Genomic DNA, 20656 nt, shown 5'->3' on the forward strand with positions numbered 1-20656 from the left:
TGGATTTCAAGCGAAATCGGCCTCCAGCCAGCGTGGATATTGCGACGGAAGCTATTAAAATAATAGTATTCATTGTGTCTTGAGATGATCGGCGACCCCCTGCCCACCGACCGCGCCGCGCTGCTGGCCCGCCTGGCCGAACCGCGCCGCTATGACATCGCCATCGTCGGCGGCGGCGCCACCGGCCTGGGCGTGGCGCTGGACGCCGCCCAGCGCGGCCACAGCGTGGTGCTGGTCGAGGCGCACGATTTCGCCAAGGGCACTTCCTCGCGCGCCACCAAGCTGGTGCACGGCGGCGTGCGCTATCTGGCGCAGGGCAGCGTCGGCCTGGTGCGCGAGGCGCTGCACGAGCGCCTGCACATCCTGCACAGCGCGCCGCACCTGGCGCAGCCGCTGCCCTTCGTCATGCCCTCCTACCGGCTGTGGGAGACGCCGTTCTACGGCGCCGGCCTGAAGATGTACGACGCCCTGGCCGGCCGCCACGGCCTGGGCCGCACCGAGTGGCTCGGCGCGGCCGAGACGCTGCGCCTGCTGCCCGGCGTGCAGCCGCGCGGGCTCAAGGGCGGCGTCAAGTACTGGGACGGCCAGTTCGACGACGCGCGCCTGGCGCTGGCCATCGCCCGCACGGCGGCGCTGCACGGTGCCCTGCTGGTCAACCACTGCGAGGCGCTGGAGGTGCTGCACGACGCCGGCCGCGCCGTCGGCCTGCGCGTGCGCGACGCCGAGAGCGGACGCGAGCTGCGCATCGAGGCCGGCTGCATCGTCAACGCCACCGGCGTGTGGGTGGACCGCCTGCGCCGGCAGGACGCGCTGGCGGCCGGGCGCACGGCGCTGCCCCTGGTCGCGCCCAGCCAGGGCGTGCACGTCGTCATCGACCAGTCCTTCCTGCCCGGCGAGCACGCCCTGCTGGTGCCCAGCACCGGGGACGGGCGGGTGCTGTTCGCCGTGCCCTGGCTTGGCAAGCTGATCCTGGGCACCACCGACACGCCGCGCCCGGACCTGCCGCTGGAGCCGCGCCCCCTCGCGCGGGAGCTGGACTTCATCCTGCGCGAGGCGGCCCGCTACCTGCGGCGCGCGCCCACGCGCGCCGACGTCCTCAGCACCTGGGCCGGCCTGCGCCCGCTGGTCAGCCCGGGCGACGGAGCGGCCGACACCCCGGCCATCAGCCGCGAGCACACGGTGCGCGTGGCGCGCTCCGGCCTGGTCACCGTCACCGGCGGCAAGTGGACCACCTACCGCGTCATGGCCGAGGACGTGCTGGCGCGCTGCATCCAGGCCGGCACGCTGCCGCCGCGCGGCCCGTCGCGCACGGCCGGGCTGCGGCTGGTCGGCGCCGGCGGCGAGCACACTGGCGCGTCCCGCCCCGTCGGCCTCGGCCGGCCACCGGGGCTGCACCTGTACGGCACCGAGGTCGCCGCCGTGGCCGCCCTGCCGGGGGCCGGCCGCTGGCTGGCGCCGGGCCTGTCCGAGGCCATGGTCCGCTTCGCCGCCCGCCACGAGTACGCCCGCTCGGTCGAGGACGTGCTGGCGCGGCGCTCGCGCCTGCTGTTCCTGGACGCCGCCGAGGCAGCCCGCGCCGCGCCCGCCGTCGCCGACATCCTGGCCGACGAACTGGCGCGCGACCCCGCGCTGGCCGCCTTCCAGCACCTGGCCGAGGCCTACGCGCAACACGGCGCCGACCCGGGGGCTTGACAGCGCCCTTTCGATTTGCCACAATCGCGGGCTTCGTCCAATATGGATTGAAGATACCTGCCCCAAAGCGTGCGCCTTCATAAGGCGCACGACGGGCCCAAGACTGATCCGGCGCGCCGGATACAAGTTGGGAAACATTGAACAAATGATCCAGACTGAATCTCGACTCGAGGTGGCCGACAACACCGGCGCCAAGTCCGTCCTGTGCATCAAGGTGCTGGGCGGTTCCAAGCGCCGCTACGCCAGCGTCGGCGACATCATCAAGGTGAGCGTGAAAGAGGCCGCCCCGCGCGGCCGCGTCAAGAAGGGCGAGATCTACAGCGCCGTGGTGGTGCGCACCGCCAAGGGCATCCGCCGCGGCGATGGCTCGCTCGTCAAGTTCGACGGCAATGCCGCCGTGCTGCTCAACAACAAGCTGGAGCCGATCGGCACCCGCATCTTCGGCCCGGTCACGCGCGAGCTGCGCACCGAGAAGTTCATGAAGATCGTGTCCCTGGCCCCCGAAGTCCTGTAAGAAAGGCGCGCCATGAACAAGATTCGCAAGGGCGACGAAGTCATCGTGCTGGCTGGTCGCGACAAGGGCAAGCGCGGCACCGTGTCGCTGCGCGCCAGCGACGACCGCCTGCTGGTCGACGGCATCAACATGGTCAAGAAGCACGCCAAGCCCAATCCCATGAAGGGCGTGGCCGGCGGCATCATCGAGAAGGCCATGCCGATCCACCAATCCAACGTGGCCATCTACAACAAGGCCACCGGCAAGGCCGACCGCGTCGGCATCAAGACCCTGCAGGACGGCAGCCGCGTGCGCGTGTTCAAGTCCAGCGGCGAAGAGATCAAGGCCTGAGGTTGACCATGGCACGACTGCAACAACACTATCGCGAAAAAGTGGCGCCCGAACTGATGAAGCAGTTCGGCTACAAGTCGCCCATGGAGGTGCCGCGCATCACCAAGATCACGCTCAACATGGGTGTGAGCGAGGCCGTGGCGGACAAGAAGGTCATGGACAACGCCGTGGCCGACCTGACCAAGATCGCCGGCCAGAAGCCCGTGGTCACCAAGGCCAAGCGGGCCATCGCCGGCTTCAAGATCCGCGAAGGCCAGGCCATCGGCACCATGGTCACGCTGCGCGGCGTGCGCATGTACGAGTTCCTGGACCGCTTCGTCACCGTGGCGCTGCCGCGGGTGCGCGACTTCCGCGGCATCTCCGGGCGCTCGTTCGACGGCCGCGGCAACTACAACGTGGGCGTCAAGGAACAGATCATCTTCCCCGAGATCGAGTACGACAAGGTGGATGCCCTGCGCGGCCTGAACATCAGCATCACGACGACGGCCAAGAACGACGAGGAGTGCAAGGCACTGCTCGCGGGCTTCCGTTTTCCGTTCAAGAACCAAGGGTGACGTTGTGGCAAAAGTAGCTTTGATCGAGCGCGAGCTCAAGCGCGAAAAACTCGTCGCCAAGTACGCCAAGAAACACGCCGAGCTGAAGGGCATCGCCAATGACGCCAAGCGCAGCGACGAAGAGCGCGCGCAGGCCCGCCTGGCGCTGCAAAAGCTGCCGCGCAACGCCAACCCGACGCGCCAGCGCGCCCGTTGCGAAATGACCGGTCGCCCGCGCGGCACCTTCCGCCAGTTCGGGCTGGGCCGCGCCAAGGTCCGCGAGATGGCCTTCAGCGGCCAGATCCCGGGCGTCATGAAGGCGAGCTGGTAATCGGCAGGAGAGAACAACATGAGCATGAGTGATCCCATCGCCGACCTGCTGACCCGCATCCGCAACGCGCAGATGGTGGCCAAGCAGACCGTGTCGGTGCCGTCTTCCAAGGTGAAGGTGGCCATTGCCCAGGTGCTGAAGGACGAAGGCTACATCGACGGCTTCGAGGTCAAGAGCGACGGCGCCAAGTCCGAGCTGCTGATCGCGCTGAAGTACTACGCCGGCCGTCCCGTCATCGAGCGCATCGAGCGTGTCAGCCGTCCCGGCCTGCGCGTCTACAAGGGCCGCGACGCCATTCCCCAGGTCATGAACGGCCTGGGCGTGGCCATCGTCACCACCCCGAAGGGCGTGATGACCGACCGCAAGGCGCGCGCCACCGGTGTCGGCGGCGAAGTGCTGTGCTACGTGGCCTAAGGAGAGTCGAGAGATGTCACGTGTCGGAAAAATGGCCGTTCTCGTCCCCTCGGGCGTCGATGTGCAGATCAAGGACGACCAGATCACGGTCAAGGGCAGCGGCGGCGAGCTGAAGCTGGCCCCCAACGCGCTGGTGAACATCAGCGCCGAGGACGGCAAGTTGTCCTTCGCTCCGGCGGACGAGTCCCGCGAGGCCAACGCCATGAGCGGCACCATGCGCCAGCTGGTCAACAACATGGTGGTCGGCGTCAGCAAGGGCTTCGAGAAGAAGCTGACCCTGGTCGGCGTGGGCTTCCGCGCCCAGGCGCAAGGTGCCAAGCTGAACCTGTCGGTGGGCTTCTCGCACCCGGTGAACATCGAGATGCCCGCGGGCATCACCGTGGCCACGCCGGCCCCGACCGAAATCGTCATCAAGGGCGCGGACCGCCAGAGCGTGGGGCAGATCGCTGCCGAAATCCGCGCCGTCCGCCCCCCCGAGCCCTACAAGGGCAAGGGCATCCGCTATTCGGATGAAAAGGTGGCGATCAAGGAAACCAAGAAGAAGTAAGGACCTGCATCATGATGACCAAGAAAGAGCAGCGTCTTCGTCGTGCGCGCCAGACGCGCATCCGCATCGCCACCCAGGGCGTGGCGCGGCTGACCGTCAACCGCACCAACCTGCACATCTATGCCGCCGTGATTTCCGGCGACGGCGCGAAAGTGCTGGCCAGCGCCTCCACGGCCGAGGCCGAGATGCGCCAGTCGCTGGGCGCCGCGGGCAAGGGCGGCAACGTCGCTGCCGCCCAAGTGATCGGCCAGCGCATCGCCGAGCGTGCCAAGGCCGCGGGGGTGGAGAAGGTGGCCTTCGACCGTGCGGGCTTCGCCTACCACGGCCGTGTCAAGGCCCTGGCCGACGCTGCCCGCGAGGCGGGTCTGCAGTTCTGAACGGTAGGACGAACAAGATGGCAAAGTTTCAGCCGAAGATGCAAGGCGACGGTCCGGAAGACGGCCTGCGCGAGAAGATGATCGCGGTCAACCGCGTGACCAAGGTGGTCAAGGGTGGCCGTATCCTGGGTTTCGCCGCGTTGACCGTGGTGGGCGATGGCGATGGCCGCGTCGGCATGGGCAAGGGCAAGTCCAAGGAAGTGCCCGCCGCCGTGCAGAAGGCCATGGACGAGGCGCGCCGCAACATGACGAAGGTGTCGCTCAAGGATGGCACGATCCATCACAACGTGACCGGCCACCACGGCGCCGCCAACGTGATGATGGCTCCGGCCCCGCGCGGTACCGGCATCATCGCCGGCGGTCCCATGCGCGCCGTGTTCGAGGTGCTGGGCATCACCGACATCGTCGCCAAGAGCCACGGCACGTCCAACCCCTACAACATGGTGCGTGCCACGCTGGATGCATTGAACAACTGCACCACGCCCGCCGAAGTGGCGGCCAAGCGCGGCAAGTCGGTCGAAGACATCTTCACCGCCTGATCGGGAGCCCCCACATGACAACGCCACAGAAAACCGTCAAGGTCCAGTTGGTTCGCAGCCCGATCGGCTGCAAGGAATCGCATCGCGCCACGGTGCGCGGCCTGGGCCTGCGCAAACTGAACAGCGTGCGTGAACTGCAGGACACGCCTGCCGTGCGCGGCATGATCAACAAGATCGACTATCTGATCAGGATCGTCTAAGGAATCGGGTCATGGAACTCAACAGCATCAAGCCCGCAGAGGGTGCCAAGCGTGGCCGCCGCCGCGTGGGTCGCGGTATCGGCTCCGGCCTTGGCAAGACGGCCGGGCGTGGCCACAAGGGCCAGAAGTCCCGTGCGGGCGGCTACCACAAGGTCGGCTTCGAAGGCGGCCAGATGCCGCTGCAGCGCCGCCTGCCCAAGCGTGGCTTCAAGTCCGCCTCGCTCAAGTACAACGCCGAGGTGACCCTGTCCGACCTGGAGCGTTTGGGCGAGGCCGAGGTGAACCTGCTCGCCCTCAAGAAGGCTGGGCTGGTGCGCGAGATCGTCAAGGTCGTGAAGGTCATCAAGTCGGGCGAGCTGACCAAGGCCGTCAAGCTGACGGGCGTTGGCGCGACCGCGGGTGCCAAGACCGCCATCGAGGCGGTTGGCGGTTCACTGGCCTGATGCGCCATCTTGAAGGTATTTGAGTAGTGGCCACCAGCGCAACGCAAATCGCGAAGACGGGCAAGTACGGCGACCTGCGTCGCCGTCTGGTCTTTCTGCTGCTCGCGCTGGTCGTGTACCGGATCGGCGCGCACATTCCCGTGCCTGGCATCAATCCCGACCAACTGCGCCAGTTGTTCGAGGGCCAGCAGGGCGGCATCCTGAACCTGTTCAACATGTTCTCGGGGGGCGCGCTGTCGCGCTTCACGGTGTTCGCCCTGGGCATCATGCCCTATATCTCGGCCTCGATCATCATGCAGCTCATGACCTATGTGCTGCCCATGTTCGAGCAGCTCAAGAAAGAGGGCGAGGCCGGGCGCCGCAAGATCACGCAGTACACCCGGTACGGCACGCTCGGCCTGGCGCTGTTCCAGTCGTTCGGCATCGCCGTGGCGCTGGAGGCTTCCCAAGGCCTCGTGGTCAGCCCGGGCTGGGGATTCCGCATGACGGCGGTGGTCAGCCTGACGGCCGGCACCATGTTCCTGATGTGGCTGGGCGAGCAGATCACCGAGCGCGGGCTGGGCAACGGAATTTCGATCCTGATCTTCGCCGGCATCGCGGCGGGCCTGCCCAGCGCGGTGGGTGGCCTGATGGAGTTGGTGCGCACCGGGGCCATGAGCATCATCGTCGCCCTGTTCATCGTGGCGCTGGTGGGCTTGGTGACCTACTTCGTGGTGTTCATCGAGCGCGGCCAGCGCAAGATACTGGTGAACTACGCGCGCCGCCAGGTGGGCAACAAGGTGTATGGCGGCCAGTCGTCGCACCTGCCGCTCAAGCTGAACATGGCCGGGGTGATTCCGCCGATCTTCGCGTCGTCCATCATCCTGCTGCCGGCGACCGTCGTGGGCTGGTTCAGCACCGGCGACTCGATGCGCTGGCTGAAGGACATCGCGTCGACGCTGTCGCCAGGGCAGCCGATCTACGTGATGCTGTATGCGACGGCGATCATCTTCTTCTGCTTCTTCTACACGGCGCTGGTGTTCAACAGCCGCGAGACGGCGGACAACCTGAAGAAGAGCGGTGCCTTCATTCCGGGTATCCGCCCAGGTGACCAGACGGCCAAGTACATCGACAAGATCCTGATGCGCCTCACGCTGGCCGGCGCCATCTACATCACCTTGGTGTGCCTGCTGCCCGAGTTCCTGATCCTGCGTTACAACGTCCCGTTCTATTTCGGCGGCACCTCGCTGCTGATTCTGGTGGTGGTGACGATGGATTTCATGGCGCAGGTGCAGAACTACATGATGAGCCAGCAGTACGAGTCGCTCTTAAAGAAAGCCAATTTCAAGACCACGCTCGGCGGGTGAAAACGCCATCATGTCCAAGGACGACGTCATCCAGATGCAGGGTGAGGTTCTGGAGAACCTGCCCAATGCCACGTTCCGCGTGAAACTGGACAACGGGCATGTGGTGCTGGGTCACATTTCGGGAAAGATGCGCATGCACTACATCCGCATCCTGCCGGGGGACAGGGTCACAGTGGAAATGACGCCGTACGACCTGTCGCGGGCGCGTATCGTGTTCCGGGCCAAGTAGGCGCGGACGAGGAAACAGTTTTAGGAGAATGAAATGAGAGTTTCAGCTTCGGTCAAGAAGATTTGCCGCAACTGCAAGATCATCCGCCGCAAGGGCGTGGTGCGTGTGATCTGCACCGACCCGCGCCACAAGCAGCGCCAGGGTTGATGGCGGCTGCACGAACGTTCAGAGGATAAGAGCACATGGCACGTATTGCTGGTATCAACATTCCGCCGCACAAGCACGCCGAAATCGGCCTGACGGCGATCTACGGCATTGGCCGTCAGCGCGCACGCGAGATTTGCGAGGCTTGCGGCATTCCGTATGCGAAGAAGGTCAAGGACCTGACCGACGGGGACCAGGAAAAAATCCGCGACCAGATCGCCAAGTACATCATCGAAGGCGACCTGCGCCGCGAGACCACGATGAACATCAAGCGGCTGATGGACATCGGCTGCTATCGCGGCTTCCGTCACCGCCGCGGCCTGCCGATGCGCGGACAGCGCACCCGCACCAACGCCCGCACCCGCAAGGGCCCGCGCAGGGCTGCGCAGGCGCTGAAAAAATAATCAAGGAACCGCTCCACCATGGCCAAAGCACCCGCCAGCAACGCCGCGCAGCGCGTGCGCAAGAAAGTCCGCAAGAACATTTCGGACGGCATTGCCCACGTTCACGCGTCGTTCAACAACACCATCATCACCATCACCGACCGCCAGGGCAACGCGCTGTCGTGGGCCTCGTCCGGCGGCCAGGGCTTCAAGGGCTCGCGTAAGTCGACGCCCTTCGCTGCCCAGGTGGCCTCCGAATCGGCCGGCCGCGCGGCGATCGACCAGGGCATCAAGAACGTGGACGTCGAGATCAAGGGTCCCGGCCCTGGCCGCGAGTCCTCGGTGCGCGCGCTGGCGGCGCTGGGCATCCGCATCACGTCCATTTCCGACGTGACGCCCGTGCCGCACAACGGCTGCCGTCCGCAGAAGCGCCGCCGCATCTGATTCGTTAAACCCAAGCCCACCGCTGGGGAGGACTTGTCCTGCCCAGCTCCTGCGGCGATCCCGCCGCGGCAGATGACTCGATCAAGGAAATCCAAGTGGCACGTTACCTCGGCCCCAAGGCCAAACTTTCCCGCCGTGAAGGCACCGACCTGTTCCTGAAGAGCGCGCGCCGCTCCATCAGCGACAAGGCCAAGTTCGACTCCAAGCCCGGCCAGCACGGCCGCACTTCCGGCCAGCGTACGTCCGACTACGGCCTTCAGCTGCGCGAGAAGCAGAAGGTCAAACGCATGTACGGCGTGCTGGAAAAGCAGTTCCGCCGCTACTTCGAGGAAGCCGAGCGCCGCAAGGGCAACACCGGCGCCAACCTGCTGTTCCTGCTGGAATCGCGCCTGGACAACGTGGTCTACCGCATGGGCTTCGGCTCCACCCGCGCCGAGGCGCGCCAACTGGTGTCGCACAGGGCGGTCACGGTGAACGGTCAGTCGGTGAACATCGCGTCGTACATGGTCAAGACCGGCGACGTGGTCGCCGTGCGCGAGAAGTCCAAGAAGCAGACCCGCGTGCAGGAAGCCCTGCAACTGGCGGGCCAGGTAGGCTTCCCCTCCTGGGTCGAGGTCAACGCCGACAAGGCGGAAGGCACCTTCAAGAAGACGCCCGATCGCGACGAGTTCGGTGCCGATATCAACGAATCGCTGATCGTCGAACTTTATTCGCGCTGAGTCCATTGCGTCTCAGCGTCACCTTGGTTCCGACCCGCCTGCGTGGCGGGTTTGGCGCTTCACCAGCCTTACCGGTGTAACGAGCCGGGGGTATTGAGAGGAAGTCTACAGAATGCAAACCCAACTGCTGAAACCCAAGGCGATCAACGTCGAACCCCTGGGCAACCACAAGGCGAAGGTCACGCTCGAACCGTTCGAACGTGGCTACGGCCACACCCTGGGCAACGCGCTGCGCCGCGTGCTGCTGTCGTCCATGGTCGGCTACTCACCCACCGAGGTGACGATTGCCGGCGTGGTGCACGAGTATTCCAGCATCGACGGCATCCAGGAGGACGTGGTCAACATCCTGCTGAACCTCAAGGGCGTGGTCTTCAAGCTGCACAACCGCGACGAGGTCACGCTGAGCCTGCGCAAGGACGGCGAGGGCGCGGTCACCGCCGCCGATATCCAGACGCCGCACGACGTCGAGATCGTCAACCCCGAGCACGTCATCGCCAATCTGTCGCAGGCCGGCAAGCTCGACATGCAGATCAAGGTGGAGAAGGGCCGCGGCTACGTGCCCGGCACGCTGCGCCGCTACGCCGACGAGCCGACCAAGTCGATCGGCCGCATCGTGCTCGATGCCTCGTTCTCGCCCGTCAAGCGCGTGAGCTACGCCGTCGAGAACGCCCGCGTCGAGCAGCGCACCGACCTCGACAAGCTGGTGATGGAGATCGAGACCAACGGCGCCATCACCGCCGAGGACGCCGTGCGCGCCTCGGCCAAGATTTTGGTCGAGCAGCTCGCCGTGTTCGCGCAGCTCGAGGGCAGCGAACTGGCCGCCTTCGACCAGCCGCAGCGTACCAGCGGCGCCAGCAGCTTCGATCCGATCCTGCTGCGCCCGGTGGACGAGCTGGAGCTGACGGTGCGCTCGGCCAACTGTCTGAAGGCCGAGAACATCTACTACATCGGTGACCTGATCCAGCGCACCGAGAACGAGCTGCTCAAGACCCCCAACCTGGGCCGCAAGTCGCTCAACGAAATCAAGGAAGTGCTGGCCTCGCGCGGCCTGACCCTGGGCATGAAGCTGGAGAACTTGCCGCCCTCGGGGCTGGACAAGCGCTGACAGCGCTCTTTTGATGGTCGCCGCTCCCGTTTCGGGCGGCATCACGTGCAGGGGCCGTACCTGATCCGGCGGCCTCATCGAACAAGGTAAGAAAGGAAAAGCACCATGCGTCACGGTTCCGGCCTTCGCAAACTCAACCGCACCAGCGCGCATCGCCAGGCGATGCTGCGCAACATGATGAACTCGCTGATCGCCCACGAGGCGATCAAGACCACGCTGCCCAAGGCCAAGGAGTTGCGCCGCGTGGTCGAGCCCATGATCACCCTGGCCAAGCAGGACAGCGTGGCCAACCGCCGTCTGGCCTTCGCCCGCCTGCGCGACGACGCCAGCGTGGCCAAGCTGTTCACCGACCTGGGCCCGCGCTTCAAGGCGCGCCCGGGCGGCTACACCCGCATCCTGAAGATGGGCTTTCGCGTCGGCGATAACGCCCCGATGGCCTTCGTCGAGCTGGTGGACCGCCCCGCGGCCGACGACGGGCAGTCCGGCCAGGAATAAGCTATAATTCGCCGCTTACCGCGCGATGGAGCAGTCTGGTAGCTCGTTGGGCTCATAACCCAAAGGTCGGAGGTTCAAATCCTCCTCGCGCAACCAAAGTTCGTTAAAAAGCCCGCCTGTCCAGGCGGGCTTTTTCTTTGCGCGGGCCCGATCGCGGATTTTTGGTCAAATCGGGCTTCAGCTCGCATCCCTATTGCGCTAGAAGCTATATTTTTAATAGTGATCAGAGCGAGTGAGTCACCAGCTTGAAATCAGGATCCTCGTGGAAGGACTTGACCTTGAAGCCCATGCCGCGCATCAGCTTGAGCATGCCGCTGTTGTTGGCCAGCACCAGACCCTCGATCTGCTGCAGGCCCTTGTCGCGCGCCACGTCCATGATGCTCAGCATCAGCCGCGTGCCCAGGCCTTGGCCGGCGTAGGTGTCGTCCACCACCAGCGAGAACTCGCAGCTCGTCTGGTCGGGGTTGGTGATGTAGCGCGACACACCGATGATGCGGTGGCGCTTGAGCGTCTCGCCTTCCTGGCCCTGCTCCTCGACGTCCACCTCGGCGCACAGCGCCATCTCGCGGTCGTAGTCGATCAGCGTGAAGCGCGAGAGCATCGACGGCGGCAGCACCGCGATGTTGGAGACAAAGCGGAAGTAGCGGCTCTCGCTCGACAGGCGCGACACAAAGTCCTGCAGCATCTGCGCGTCGTCGGGCTTGACCGGGCGCACCCGGTACTCACCGCCGCCGCGCAGCGGCCAGAGCTGGGTGTGGCGCGCCGGGTAGGGCAGGATGGACAGGTGCCCGTAGCGGCCGGCGCGGCCGGACGAGGTTTGCGCCGCCGCGCCGACGACGATGCGCGCGTCCACCGCCACCGCGCCGTGCTCGTCCACGATCACGGGGTTGATGTCCATCTCGCGCAGTTGCGGCAGCTCGCACACCATCTCCGACACGCGCAGCAGCATCTGCTCCAGCACCGTCCGGTCGATGGGCGGGCGGCCGCGCCATTCGCCCAGCGTCTCGTGCACGCGCGAGCGCTCGATCAGCCGCCGCGCCAGGAACTGGTTGAGCGGCGGCAACTCCATGGCGTGGTCGTTCAGCAGCTCGATCATGGTGCCGCCGGCGCCGAAGGCGATCACCGGGCCGAAGGGGTCGTCGGTGACCACGCCGATGTACAGCTCGCGCCCGCGGTCGGCGCGCGCCATGGCCTGCACCGTGACGCCGTTGATGCGCGCCTCGGGCTTCTGGCGGCGCACCGCGTCCATCATCTGCTGGTAGCCGTCCCGCACGGCGGCGGCGTTCGTCAGGTTCAGCGCGACGCCGCCCACGTCGCTCTTGTGGCTGATGTCGGGCGAGTCGATCTTCAGCGCCACAGGGTAGCCGAGCTGCGTGCCGATCATCATCGCCTCGTTGGCGCTGCGCGCCAGCAGCGTCTGCGTCACCGGGATGTGGAAGGCCGACAGCAGCGACTTGGACTCCATCTCGGTCAGCACCGTGCGGCGCTCGGCCAGCACGCTCTCGATCAGTAGGCGCGCGCCCTCCACGTCGGGCGCGGCCAGGTGCGTCAGCGGCGGGGGCGTCTGCTGCAGCATCTGCTGGTTCTGGTAGAACGAGGCGATGTTGCCGAAGGCATTCACCGCGCCCTCGGGCGTGCGGAAGTTGGGGATCTGCGCCTCGGCCAGCACCTGGTTGGCCGAGGTCACCGAGGCGTCGCCCATCCAGGCCGCCACCAACGGCTTGGACAGCGCCGGCTTGACGGCCGCCAGCTCCCGCGCCACGGCTTCGGGGTCGCCGCCGAACTTGGGTGAGTGCAGGACCAGCACGCCGTCCAGCGCCTTGTCGCGCGAGGCCGCCTCCAGCGCCGCGCGATAGTGCGCGGGCGTGGCGTCTTCCGACAGGTCGATCAGATCGGCCAGCGAGGCGGCCGGCGCCAGCAGCGGCGCCAGCGCCTGGATGCTGGCCTCGGACAGCACGCCCAGCCGCAGGTTCAGCTCGTTCACCCAATCGGCCGCCAGCACGCCGGGGCCGCCGCCGTTGGTGATGACGCCCAGGCGCCGGCCCACCGGCCGGTAGCGCGAGGCCAGGCACTTGGCGGCCGAGAACAGCTCGACGAAGTTGCGCACCCGCACCGCGCCGGCGCGGCGCAGCACGGCGTCGAACACCTCGTCGCTGCCGACGATGGCGCCCGAATGCGTCTGCGCGGCCGCGTTGCCGGCGGGATGGCGCCCGGCCTTGAGCACCACCACCGGCTTGGCGTGTGCCGCCGCGCGCAGCGCGCTGGTGAAGCGCCGCGCGTTGGCGATGCCCTCCATGTAGATCACGATGCCCTGGGTGTGCCGGTCGTTGGCCAGGTAGTCCAGCACCGCCGCCAGGTCCACCTGCGTGTGCGGGCCCAGCGCCACCACGGCCGAGAAGCCCACTTGGTTGGCGTGCGCCCAGTCCAGGATCGAGGCCGTGAGCGCCCCCGACTGCGACACCAGCGCCAGTTGCCCCGGCGCCGCCAGAGTGCCGGCCGAGCTAGCGTTGAGCAGCAGGTCGGGCCGCTGGAAGCCCTGGCTGTTCGGCCCCAGCAGCCAGAAGCCGTGGCGCTGCGCCACGCACTGCATCTCGTGCGCCCGCTCGGCGTCGACGCCGGCCGACAGCACCAGCGCGGCCTTCACCTTGATGCGCCCGGCCAGCTCCAGCGCGGACAGGATCTCGTCCACCGGCAGGGCGATGACGGCCAGGTCGGCCTTGGTCTGCGCCAGGTCGGCCAGCGTGCCCGAGGTGCTGACGTCCAGCGCCGCCACCTCGCCCTTGAAGGTCTGCGCCCGCAGGTGCGCCCGCAGCGCGCGCGCCTGCGGCGTCTGCCGCTCGGGCGCATCTTGCGCGCCGGTGAACAGGGCGATGGACTGGGGTTCGAACAGGGGAGTGAGGTAGTGCTTGTCCATGGGCGGCCGGGAGGAGCGGGGAGAAGACGGGCTGACTCGCATTCTCGCCGCAGACGGGCGCGCGCGGCCGGCCTGCGTTAGCTACATAATCAATAGCTGTTGGCGCATATCCGACGCGGGCTAAGGGCGGAAAATGCCTGAAAATTCCGCGCCGGCCTCCGCCGCGCCCCGGTGCCGCCGTCCCCGGGCCCGCGGCCTGAGACAATCCAGGCCATGACCTTCGCGCCCCTCCAGAACGACACCTTCCTGCGCGCCTGCCTCGGCCAGGCCACCGACCACACCCCCGTCTGGCTGATGCGTCAGGCCGGCCGCTACCTGCCCGAATACTGCGCCACGCGCGCCAAGGCCGGCAGCTTCATGGGCCTGGCCACCAACGTGGACTACGCCACCGAGGTCACGCTGCAGCCGCTGGCGCGCTACCCGCTGGACGCGGCCATCCTGTTTTCCGACATCCTCACCGTGCCCGACGCCATGGGCCTGGGCCTGTCGTTCCAGCAGGGCGAGGGGCCGAAGTTCGAACGCACGGTGCGCGACGAGGCGGCGGTGGCGCAACTGGCGGTGCCCGACATGGACAAGCTGCGCTACGTCTTCGACGCCGTGACCAGCATCCGCAAGGCACTGAACGGCCGCGTGCCGCTGATCGGCTTTTCGGGCAGCCCGTGGACGCTGGCCTGCTACATGGTCGAGGGCAGCGGCAGCAGCGACTACCGCCACGTCAAGACACTGATGTACGCCCGGCCGGACCTGATGCACCGCCTGCTGGCCGTCAACGCCGACAGCGTGGCCGCCTACCTGAATGCGCAGATCGACGCCGGCGCGCAGGCCGTGATGCTGTTCGACAGCTGGGGCGGCGTGCTGGCCGACGGCGCCTTCCAGCACTTCAGCCTGGCCTATACGGCGCGCGTGCTGGCGCAGCTCAAGCGCACCGGCGCCGACGGCCAGGTGGTGCCGCGCATCGTCTTCACCAAGGGCGGGGGCCTGTGGTTGAGCGAAATGCGCCAACTCGCCTGCGACGCGCTCGGCCTGGACTGGACGATGGACCTGGCGCGCGCCCGCCAGGCCCTGGCCGATGCGTCGGATGCTCATATTTCAATAGCTGAAAGTGTAGATTCCAAGATGGCTAAAGCCACTTTTTACCCTGAAACTCCGGTGCCCACCGCGCTGCAGGGCAACATCGACCCCCACGTGTTGTTCGCCCCGCCCGAGGCCATCCGTGCCGAGGCACGCCGCGTGCTGGACCGCTTCGGCGCGCCGCATCGCGACCCGGCGGCACGCGGCGTCACGCACATCTTCAACCTGGGCCACGGCATCAGCCAGTTCACACCGCCCGAGCACGTCGCGCACCTGGTGGACGAAGTGCACCAGCATTCGCGCCGGTTGCGGGCGGGCGCCTGAACCGGGGCCTCCCCGCCCTGCCAAGCCCGCTGCCCGGGTCATTCGAGAAAAAATTGGCCTTGCGGGCTTGACTTATGCACAAAAATGAGCAGCCCCGCCGATCCATCGTCTCGTTGCCACCTGAGCGCACGCAAGTGGTTGATTCATATAGACATTGAATCGTGCTGTTTTGGTGGGCACTGTGACGGAAGCCTTGATTTTCAAGGCCTTGCGGCGGATGGCCGGGGGTTTTCAACAAAGTTATCCACAGATTCTGGGTATGACTCCAGAAGCATTTCTGAATCAAGCACTTAGGGCTCGAACTGCATGTTGATCCGAGCGCCGGGACGCCCCGGATGACCCATTGGCTGGCCGTGGCGGTCCACACGCCCGCTCACAGCAGCATTGCCGCGCCGCTGACCTACCGCAGCGCCGAACCGCTGTCCCCCGGCACACTGGTGCGCGTGCCGCTGGGCGCGCGCGAGGTGCTGGGCGTGGTCTGGGCCGCCGGCCTGCCGCCGCCGCAGGGCGCGCTGGCCGGCCAGGTGCGCGACGTCGCCGGCGTTCTCGGCGGCCTGCCGCCGCTGGATGCGCATTGGCGCGCGCTGATCGACTTCGCCGCCCGCTACTACCAGCGCGCCCTGGGCGAGGTGGCGCTGGCCGCGCTGCCGCCGCAGCTGCGTGGCCTGAGCGCCGAGCAGATGGCGAGGCGCCTGAAGCGCGGCGGCGACGGGGCGCCCGGCACGATCCCGGATACTCCTGAAAACATAGCGCTTACCGAAGAACAGGCACGGGCTTTGGCCGAAATCGATCAGAATCCCGGCCCCTTCCTGCTGTTCGGCGCCACCGGCAGCGGCAAGACCGAGGTCTACATGCGCGCCGCGCAGGCGGCGCTGGCGCGCGCGCCCGGCGCGCAGGTGCTGGTGCTGGTGCCCGAGATCAACCTCACGCCGCAACTGGAGGCGCGCTTCGCCCAGCGCTTCGGCGCCGACGCCGTGGCCTCGCTGCACAGCGGCCTGACCCCGGCGCAGCGCATGCGGTCCTGGCTGGCGGCCCACACCGGGCGCGCCCGCATCGTGCTGGGCACGCGGGTGGCGGTGCTGGCGCCGCTGCCGGGCCTGGCGCTGATCGTCGTGGACGAGGAGCACGACCCCAGCTACAAGCAGCAGGAAGGCGCGCGCTACTCGGCGCGCGACCTGGCCGTGTACCGGGGGCGGCTGGCCGGCGCCCGGGTCATCCTCGGCTCGGCCACGCCCTCGCTGGAGAGCTGGCACGCCAGTACCCCGGCGGCCGACGGCGGGCCGGGGCGCTACCAGCGGCTGGCCATGCCGCTGCGCATCGGCGCCAGCGGCAGCGACGGCGGCCTGCCGCGCGTGCGCCGCGTGGACATGGCGCGCCAGCCCCGGGGCGCGCTGATCGCCACGCCGCTGCTGGCCGCCATCGGCGAGCGCGTGGCGCGCGGCGAGCAGGCGCTGCTGCTGCTCAATCGCCGCGGCTACGCGCCCGTGCTGCACTGCGCCGACTGCGGCTGGAAGAGCGAATGCCCGCACTGCAGCGCCTTCCGCGTGTTCCACAAGATCGACCGCACCCTGCGCTGCCACCACTGCGGCCTGGCGCAGCGCGTGCCGCGCGCCTGCCCCGGCTGCGGCAACCTCGACATCGGCGCCCTTGGCCGCGGCACCGAGCAGCTGGAGGAGCGCCTGGGCGAGCTGCTGGCCGGCGTGCACCGCCTAGGCGGCCAGCCGGCGCGCATCGCCCGCATCGATGCCGACTCCACGCGCGGCAAGGGCCAGCTCGAATCGCAACTGGCTCAGGTGCACGCCGGCGAGGTGGACGTGCTGGTCGGCACGCAGATGATCGCCAAGGGGCACGACTTCCGGCGCGTCACCCTGGTGGCGGCGGTCAACCCCGACGCGGCGCTGTTCTCCAGCGACTTCCGCGCGCCCGAGCGCCTGTTCGCCCTGCTGCTGCAGGCGGCCGGCCGCGCCGGGCGCGACGCCGCCGCCAGCGCCGGCAGCGAGATGTGGGTGCAGACCCACCACCCCCAGCACCCGCTGTACGCCGCGCTGAAGACGCACGACTACCCTGGCTTCGCCGCCCGCCAACTGGCCGAGCGTGCCCAGGCCGGGCTACCGCCCTTCACCCACCTCGCGCTGCTGCGGGCCGACGCGCGCAGCCAGGAGGCGGCGCAGGCCTTCCTGACCGCGCTGGCCCGGCAGGCGCAAGACGTGCTGGCCCGCGACCCGGCGCTCGCCACCGCCCTGCCGCACGTCACCTGGTACCCCGCCGTGCCGCTGGCGGTGCAGCGCGTGGCCGGCATCGAGCGCGCCCAGATGCTGCTGGAAAGCCCCGTCCGCGCCGCCCTGCAGCGCGTGCTGGCCGCCTGCGCGCCGCTGCTGCAGGCGCTGCGCGCCGCGCCGGAGCACCGGAGCATCGTGCGCTGGGCGGTGGACGTGGATCCGCTCGCTCTCTGACCCGGCCAGGCGGCCCTGTCCGACAAGGCCGACGGCGCGGCGGGCCTATGGTGGTTCCTTTCAGTCGTGCCGGGTCCGCCACGCCGGCGGCCCACGAAAGGAGCCTTGCCATGAAGAAACCCCTTGCCCTGCTCGCCACCTTCTGCGGCGCCGTCGCCCTGCCGGCCCTGGCGCAGATGAGCCCCGCCCAGACCAACCAGGACCCGCGCGCCGCGCGCATGGAAACGCGCAACGCCCGCGGCGGCCAGCTCACCGCGGTCAGCAGCGACCAGGCCCTGGCCAACGCCCTGCAGCGCTGCGCCAACCTGCCGCCGTTCTACAAGTCCGACTGCGAGGCCCGCGTCAAGGGCGAGGGCCAGGTGTCCGGCACCGTGGTCGGCGGCGGCATGGTGAAGGAAAGCGTGACCACGCTGCCCAAGGACGAGCTCGATTCGATGCTGCGGAACCAGCCGCCCATGACGCTGCCCATGCCGCGCCAATAGTGGCGCTCACCCCAGCAGCGCGACCACGCCGGAGACGCTGAAGAACGCCGCCGCCGTCGTCCACAGGATGATGCGGGCCACGCGCCCGTTGTCGGCGCCGAAGCACTCGGCCAGAGCGACACGTTGCTGGCCGACGGCAGCGCCGCCGCCAGCAGCAGGGGCGCCGGCAGCACCTCCGCGCGCACCGCCGCCGCGCCCAGGCCCCACACCAGCGCCGGATGCGCCACCAGCTTGAGCAAGGTGATGGCTGCCACGTCGCCCGCCGGGGCCGGCCGCGCCGGCGCGGGCTGCATCCGCGATCGCGCCAGCACCGCCCCGATGGTGATCAGCCCCGCCACGGCCTCCAGCGGCAGCAGGCGCGAGCGCGCCGCCAGGTAGCCGCACAGCACCAGGGCGAAGAAGGGAAAGGTGACGGCCAGGATGCCGGCCAGCGCGCTCATGGAGGCGGCGAGCGTACCAAACAGGGGCGGGCGGTATCATCGGCGCCGCGCATGACCGACCGCCTCAACCTCGCCCAGCAAGATGCCGTCCACCACCTGCGCGGCCCGTGCCTGGTGCTCGCCGGGGCGGGCTCCGGCAAGACGCGGGTCATCACGCACAAGATCGCGCGGCTGATCCAGACCGGGGTCGAGCCGCGCCGCATCGCCGCCATCACCTTCACCAACAAGGCCGCCGCCGAGATGCGCGAGCGCGCGCGCGGCCTGGTGGGCAAGGCGGCGGGCGAGGTACTGATCTGCACCTTCCACGCGCTGGGCGTGCGCCTGCTGCGCGAGGACGGCGCGGTGCTGGGCCTCAAGCCCCGCTTCAGCATCCTCGACAGCGACGACGTGCTCGGCCTGCTGAAGGACTGCGGCGGCACCACCGACGCCGCCACCGCGCGCCAGTGGCAGTGGACCATCAGCCGCTGGAAGAACGCCGGCCTGAACGCCGCCGAGGCGCTGGCGCAGGCCAGCGGCGAGGGGGAGCGCCAGACGGCCCTGCTGATGGCGCGCTACGAGGAGCGCCTGACGGCTTACCAGAGCGTCGACTTCGACGACCTGATCGGCCTGCCGCTGCGAATGCTTCAAAAACATGAGCAAGTGGCGAAGAAGTGGCGCGGGCGCCTGGCCCATATCCTTGTGGACGAGTACCAGGACACCAACGCCACGCAGTACGAACTGATGAAGCTGCTGATCGGCCCCGAAGGCAGCTTCACCGCCGTGGGCGACGACGACCAGAGCATCTACGGCTGGCGCGGCGCCACGCTGGACAACCTGCGGCGCCTGCCGCTCGACTACCCGGCGCTCAAGGTCATCAAGCTGGAGCAGAACTACCGCTCCACCAGCGCCATCCTGCGCGCGGCCAACAACGTCATCGGCCCCAACCCCAAGCTGTTTCCCAAGCGCCTCTTCTCCGAGCTGGGCGAGGGCGAGCCGGTGCGCGTGGTGGACAGCGACCACGAGCAGCACGAGGCCGAGCGCGCCGTGGCGCGCATCCAGTCGCTGCGCCAGGCCTCGCCGCACAAGGAATGGCGCGACTTCGCCATCCTGTACCGCGCCAACCACCAGGCGCGCGTGTTCGAGCAGGCGCTGCGGCGCGCACAGATTCCGTACAAGGTCTCGGGTGGCCAGAGCTTCTTCGACCGCGCCGAGATCAAGGACCTGTGCGCCTGGCTGCGCCTGTGGATCAACGAGGACGACGATCCGGCCTTTCTGCGCGCCGTCACCACCCCCAAGCGCGGCATCGGCCACCAGAGCCTGGCGCAACTGGGCGAGTTCGCCGGCAAGGCGCGGCTGTCGCTGTTCGGCGCGCTGTTCTCGCACTCGCTGGGCGCCGCGCTGCCGGCGCGCGCCGTGGGCAGCCTGCAGGAATTCGGCCGCTGCGTCGGCGACCTGCAGTACCGCGCCCGCCACACCGTCGGCCAGGAGGGCGCGCGCGCCTTCCTGGCCGACTGGCTGAAGGACATCGGCTACGAGCAGCACCTGCACGACAGCGCCGACAGCGACGCCCAGGCCGCCGCCCGCTGGACCAACGTGCTGGAGTTCCGCGACTGGATGGCCGGGCGCTGCGGCGGCCAGATCGAGGACGCCGCCGGCGTCAGCACCCGGCAGGAGACCAAGAGCCTGTTGGAGGTGGCGCAGACCATCTCGCTCATCGCCACCCTGAACGAGCGCGAGCAGGACCCCAACGTCATCACCCTGTCCACCCTGCACGCGGCCAAGGGGCTGGAATGGCCGCACGTGGTGCTGGCCGGCGTGATCGAGGGCCTGCTGCCCTTCCGCCCCGACGAGGACGCCGGCGCCGCCCAGCAGGCCGCGCGCATCGAGGAGGAGCGCCGGCTGATGTACGTCGGCATCACGCGCGCGCGGCACACGCTGGCCGTGAGCTGGACGCGCCGGCGCAAGCAGGGCCGCGAGATCGTCGCCGCGCGGCCCAGCCGCTTCATCGCCGAGATGGCGCTGGACCAGGCCACCGTGCGCGAGGACCCGCGCGAGAAGCTCAAGGCGCTGCGCGCCGAGTTCGCCCGCCGCGCGGCCGACAAGGCGCCGCCCAGCTTGCAGGAAACCGTGGGATGACGCACCGCGCTCGATTTGCTTTTATTTTGATAGCTGTCGGCGCGCTCTGTGCCTGTGCTACAGGCCAAAATC

At 68.4% G+C, this 20656-nt stretch carries 26 protein-coding genes and 1 tRNA gene; 25 read left to right on the plus strand and 2 right to left on the minus strand.

All coding sequences use genetic code 11. The features are described 5' to 3' along the window. Nucleotides 1–84 precede the first annotated feature (84 nt). The 20 genes from IPG65_RS08225 (at nucleotide 85) to IPG65_RS08320 (ending at nucleotide 10881) form a co-directional block, all read left to right on the plus strand. Nucleotides 85–1692, plus strand: a complete 1608-nt coding sequence (locus tag IPG65_RS08225) for a glycerol-3-phosphate dehydrogenase/oxidase (RefSeq protein ID WP_293188741.1) — start codon at nucleotides 85–87, stop codon at nucleotides 1690–1692. A gap of 145 nt (nucleotides 1693–1837) precedes the next feature. After that, on the plus strand, nucleotides 1838–2206 hold the full coding sequence (gene rplN, locus IPG65_RS08230) for a 50S ribosomal protein L14 (RefSeq protein WP_135286044.1): 369 nt from the start codon (nucleotides 1838–1840) through the stop codon (nucleotides 2204–2206). Nucleotides 2207–2218: 12 nt separating this feature from the next. Beyond that, a complete protein-coding gene (gene rplX, locus IPG65_RS08235) occupies nucleotides 2219–2536 on the plus strand; it encodes a 50S ribosomal protein L24 (protein ID WP_293188742.1) in 318 nt (105 codons plus the stop codon). An 8-nt stretch (nucleotides 2537–2544) separates the two neighbouring features. Beyond that, complete coding sequence (gene rplE / locus IPG65_RS08240; protein WP_293188743.1) at nucleotides 2545–3090, plus strand: 50S ribosomal protein L5; 546 nt, start codon at nucleotides 2545–2547, stop codon at nucleotides 3088–3090. 4 nt (nucleotides 3091–3094) lie between these two features. Continuing rightward, nucleotides 3095–3400, plus strand: a complete 306-nt coding sequence (gene rpsN, locus IPG65_RS08245; protein ID WP_293188744.1) for a 30S ribosomal protein S14 — start codon at nucleotides 3095–3097, stop codon at nucleotides 3398–3400. 18 nt (nucleotides 3401–3418) lie between these two features. Further along, entirely contained in the window at nucleotides 3419–3814 is a 396-nt protein-coding gene (gene rpsH, locus IPG65_RS08250; RefSeq protein ID WP_293188745.1) for a 30S ribosomal protein S8, read from the plus strand. A 13-nt stretch (nucleotides 3815–3827) separates the two neighbouring features. Next, nucleotides 3828–4361 carry a 50S ribosomal protein L6 gene (rplF, locus tag IPG65_RS08255; RefSeq protein ID WP_293188746.1) on the plus strand — a complete coding sequence of 178 codons (534 nt, stop codon included), beginning with the start codon at nucleotides 3828–3830 and terminating at the stop codon, nucleotides 4359–4361. Between the two features lie 11 nt (nucleotides 4362–4372). Further along, nucleotides 4373–4738, plus strand: coding sequence for a 50S ribosomal protein L18 (rplR, locus tag IPG65_RS08260; protein WP_293188747.1), 366 nt, complete (start codon nucleotides 4373–4375; stop codon nucleotides 4736–4738). Between the two features lie 17 nt (nucleotides 4739–4755). Next, nucleotides 4756–5277, plus strand: a complete 522-nt coding sequence (gene rpsE, locus IPG65_RS08265) for a 30S ribosomal protein S5 (protein ID WP_293188748.1) — start codon at nucleotides 4756–4758, stop codon at nucleotides 5275–5277. Nucleotides 5278–5291: 14 nt separating this feature from the next. Continuing rightward, complete coding sequence (gene rpmD / locus IPG65_RS08270; protein WP_293188749.1) at nucleotides 5292–5477, plus strand: 50S ribosomal protein L30; 186 nt, start codon at nucleotides 5292–5294, stop codon at nucleotides 5475–5477. An 11-nt stretch (nucleotides 5478–5488) separates the two neighbouring features. Beyond that, nucleotides 5489–5920, plus strand: coding sequence for a 50S ribosomal protein L15 (rplO, locus tag IPG65_RS08275; protein WP_293188750.1), 432 nt, complete (start codon nucleotides 5489–5491; stop codon nucleotides 5918–5920). A 26-nt stretch (nucleotides 5921–5946) separates the two neighbouring features. Next, nucleotides 5947–7266, plus strand: coding sequence for a preprotein translocase subunit SecY (gene secY / locus IPG65_RS08280; protein ID WP_293188751.1), 1320 nt, complete (start codon nucleotides 5947–5949; stop codon nucleotides 7264–7266). Between the two features lie 10 nt (nucleotides 7267–7276). Beyond that, the gene (gene infA / locus IPG65_RS08285) at nucleotides 7277–7495 is read left to right on the plus strand and encodes a translation initiation factor IF-1 (protein ID WP_293188752.1); all 219 of its coding nucleotides are present in this window, start codon (nucleotides 7277–7279) and stop codon (nucleotides 7493–7495) included. A gap of 33 nt (nucleotides 7496–7528) precedes the next feature. After that, a complete protein-coding gene (gene rpmJ / locus IPG65_RS08290) occupies nucleotides 7529–7642 on the plus strand; it encodes a 50S ribosomal protein L36 (RefSeq protein WP_011481465.1) in 114 nt (37 codons plus the stop codon). A gap of 35 nt (nucleotides 7643–7677) precedes the next feature. After that, a complete protein-coding gene (gene rpsM, locus IPG65_RS08295; RefSeq protein ID WP_293188753.1) occupies nucleotides 7678–8043 on the plus strand; it encodes a 30S ribosomal protein S13 in 366 nt (121 codons plus the stop codon). An 18-nt stretch (nucleotides 8044–8061) separates the two neighbouring features. Continuing rightward, nucleotides 8062–8466 (plus strand): 30S ribosomal protein S11, encoded by a 405-nt coding sequence (gene rpsK, locus IPG65_RS08300; RefSeq protein WP_293188754.1) that lies wholly within the window; start codon nucleotides 8062–8064, stop codon nucleotides 8464–8466. A gap of 95 nt (nucleotides 8467–8561) precedes the next feature. Beyond that, nucleotides 8562–9185 (plus strand): 30S ribosomal protein S4, encoded by a 624-nt coding sequence (gene rpsD, locus IPG65_RS08305; protein ID WP_293188755.1) that lies wholly within the window; start codon nucleotides 8562–8564, stop codon nucleotides 9183–9185. A 112-nt stretch (nucleotides 9186–9297) separates the two neighbouring features. After that, entirely contained in the window at nucleotides 9298–10290 is a 993-nt protein-coding gene (gene rpoA, locus IPG65_RS08310) for a DNA-directed RNA polymerase subunit alpha (protein ID WP_293188756.1), read from the plus strand. 105 nt (nucleotides 10291–10395) lie between these two features. Next, nucleotides 10396–10785: a 50S ribosomal protein L17 gene (gene rplQ / locus IPG65_RS08315; RefSeq protein WP_293188757.1), complete on the plus strand. Its 390-nt coding sequence runs from the start codon at nucleotides 10396–10398 to the stop codon at nucleotides 10783–10785. Nucleotides 10786–10804: 19 nt separating this feature from the next. After that, nucleotides 10805–10881: transfer RNA gene (locus IPG65_RS08320), tRNA-Met, on the plus strand. Nucleotides 10882–11008: 127 nt separating this feature from the next. Here IPG65_RS08320 and IPG65_RS08325 read toward each other — a convergent pair. Further along, on the minus strand, nucleotides 11009–13699 hold the full coding sequence (locus IPG65_RS08325) for a bifunctional acetate--CoA ligase family protein/GNAT family N-acetyltransferase (protein WP_293188758.1): 2691 nt from the start codon (nucleotides 13697–13699) through the stop codon (nucleotides 11009–11011). Nucleotides 13700–13912: 213 nt separating this feature from the next. On the opposite strand from IPG65_RS08325, the gene hemE reads away from it, so the two are divergent. The 3 genes from hemE (at nucleotide 13913) to IPG65_RS08340 (ending at nucleotide 18029) form a co-directional block, all read left to right on the plus strand. Continuing rightward, entirely contained in the window at nucleotides 13913–15094 is a 1182-nt protein-coding gene (gene hemE, locus IPG65_RS08330) for a uroporphyrinogen decarboxylase (protein WP_293188759.1), read from the plus strand. Nucleotides 15095–15429: 335 nt separating this feature from the next. Then, complete coding sequence (gene priA, locus IPG65_RS08335) at nucleotides 15430–17547, plus strand: primosomal protein N' (protein WP_293188760.1); 2118 nt, start codon at nucleotides 15430–15432, stop codon at nucleotides 17545–17547. A gap of 110 nt (nucleotides 17548–17657) precedes the next feature. Then, entirely contained in the window at nucleotides 17658–18029 is a 372-nt protein-coding gene (locus IPG65_RS08340; protein WP_293188761.1) for a hypothetical protein, read from the plus strand. Nucleotides 18030–18035: 6 nt separating this feature from the next. Here the strand turns inward: IPG65_RS08340 and IPG65_RS08345 are convergent, their stop codons facing one another. Further along, the gene (locus IPG65_RS08345; RefSeq protein WP_293188762.1) at nucleotides 18036–18236 is read right to left on the minus strand and encodes a hypothetical protein; all 201 of its coding nucleotides are present in this window, start codon (nucleotides 18234–18236) and stop codon (nucleotides 18036–18038) included. 36 nt (nucleotides 18237–18272) lie between these two features. Here IPG65_RS08345 and IPG65_RS08350 point away from each other — a divergent pair, with 36 nt between their 5' ends. Continuing rightward, a complete protein-coding gene (locus IPG65_RS08350) occupies nucleotides 18273–18407 on the plus strand; it encodes a hypothetical protein (RefSeq protein ID WP_293188763.1) in 135 nt (44 codons plus the stop codon). 113 nt (nucleotides 18408–18520) lie between these two features. Then, nucleotides 18521–20584: an ATP-dependent helicase gene (locus tag IPG65_RS08355; protein WP_293188764.1), complete on the plus strand. Its 2064-nt coding sequence runs from the start codon at nucleotides 18521–18523 to the stop codon at nucleotides 20582–20584. Nucleotides 20585–20656 lie beyond the last annotated feature (72 nt).

Source organism: Ottowia sp., assembly GCF_016703145.1.
Classification (GTDB): Bacteria; Pseudomonadota; Gammaproteobacteria; order Burkholderiales; family Burkholderiaceae_C; genus Ottowia.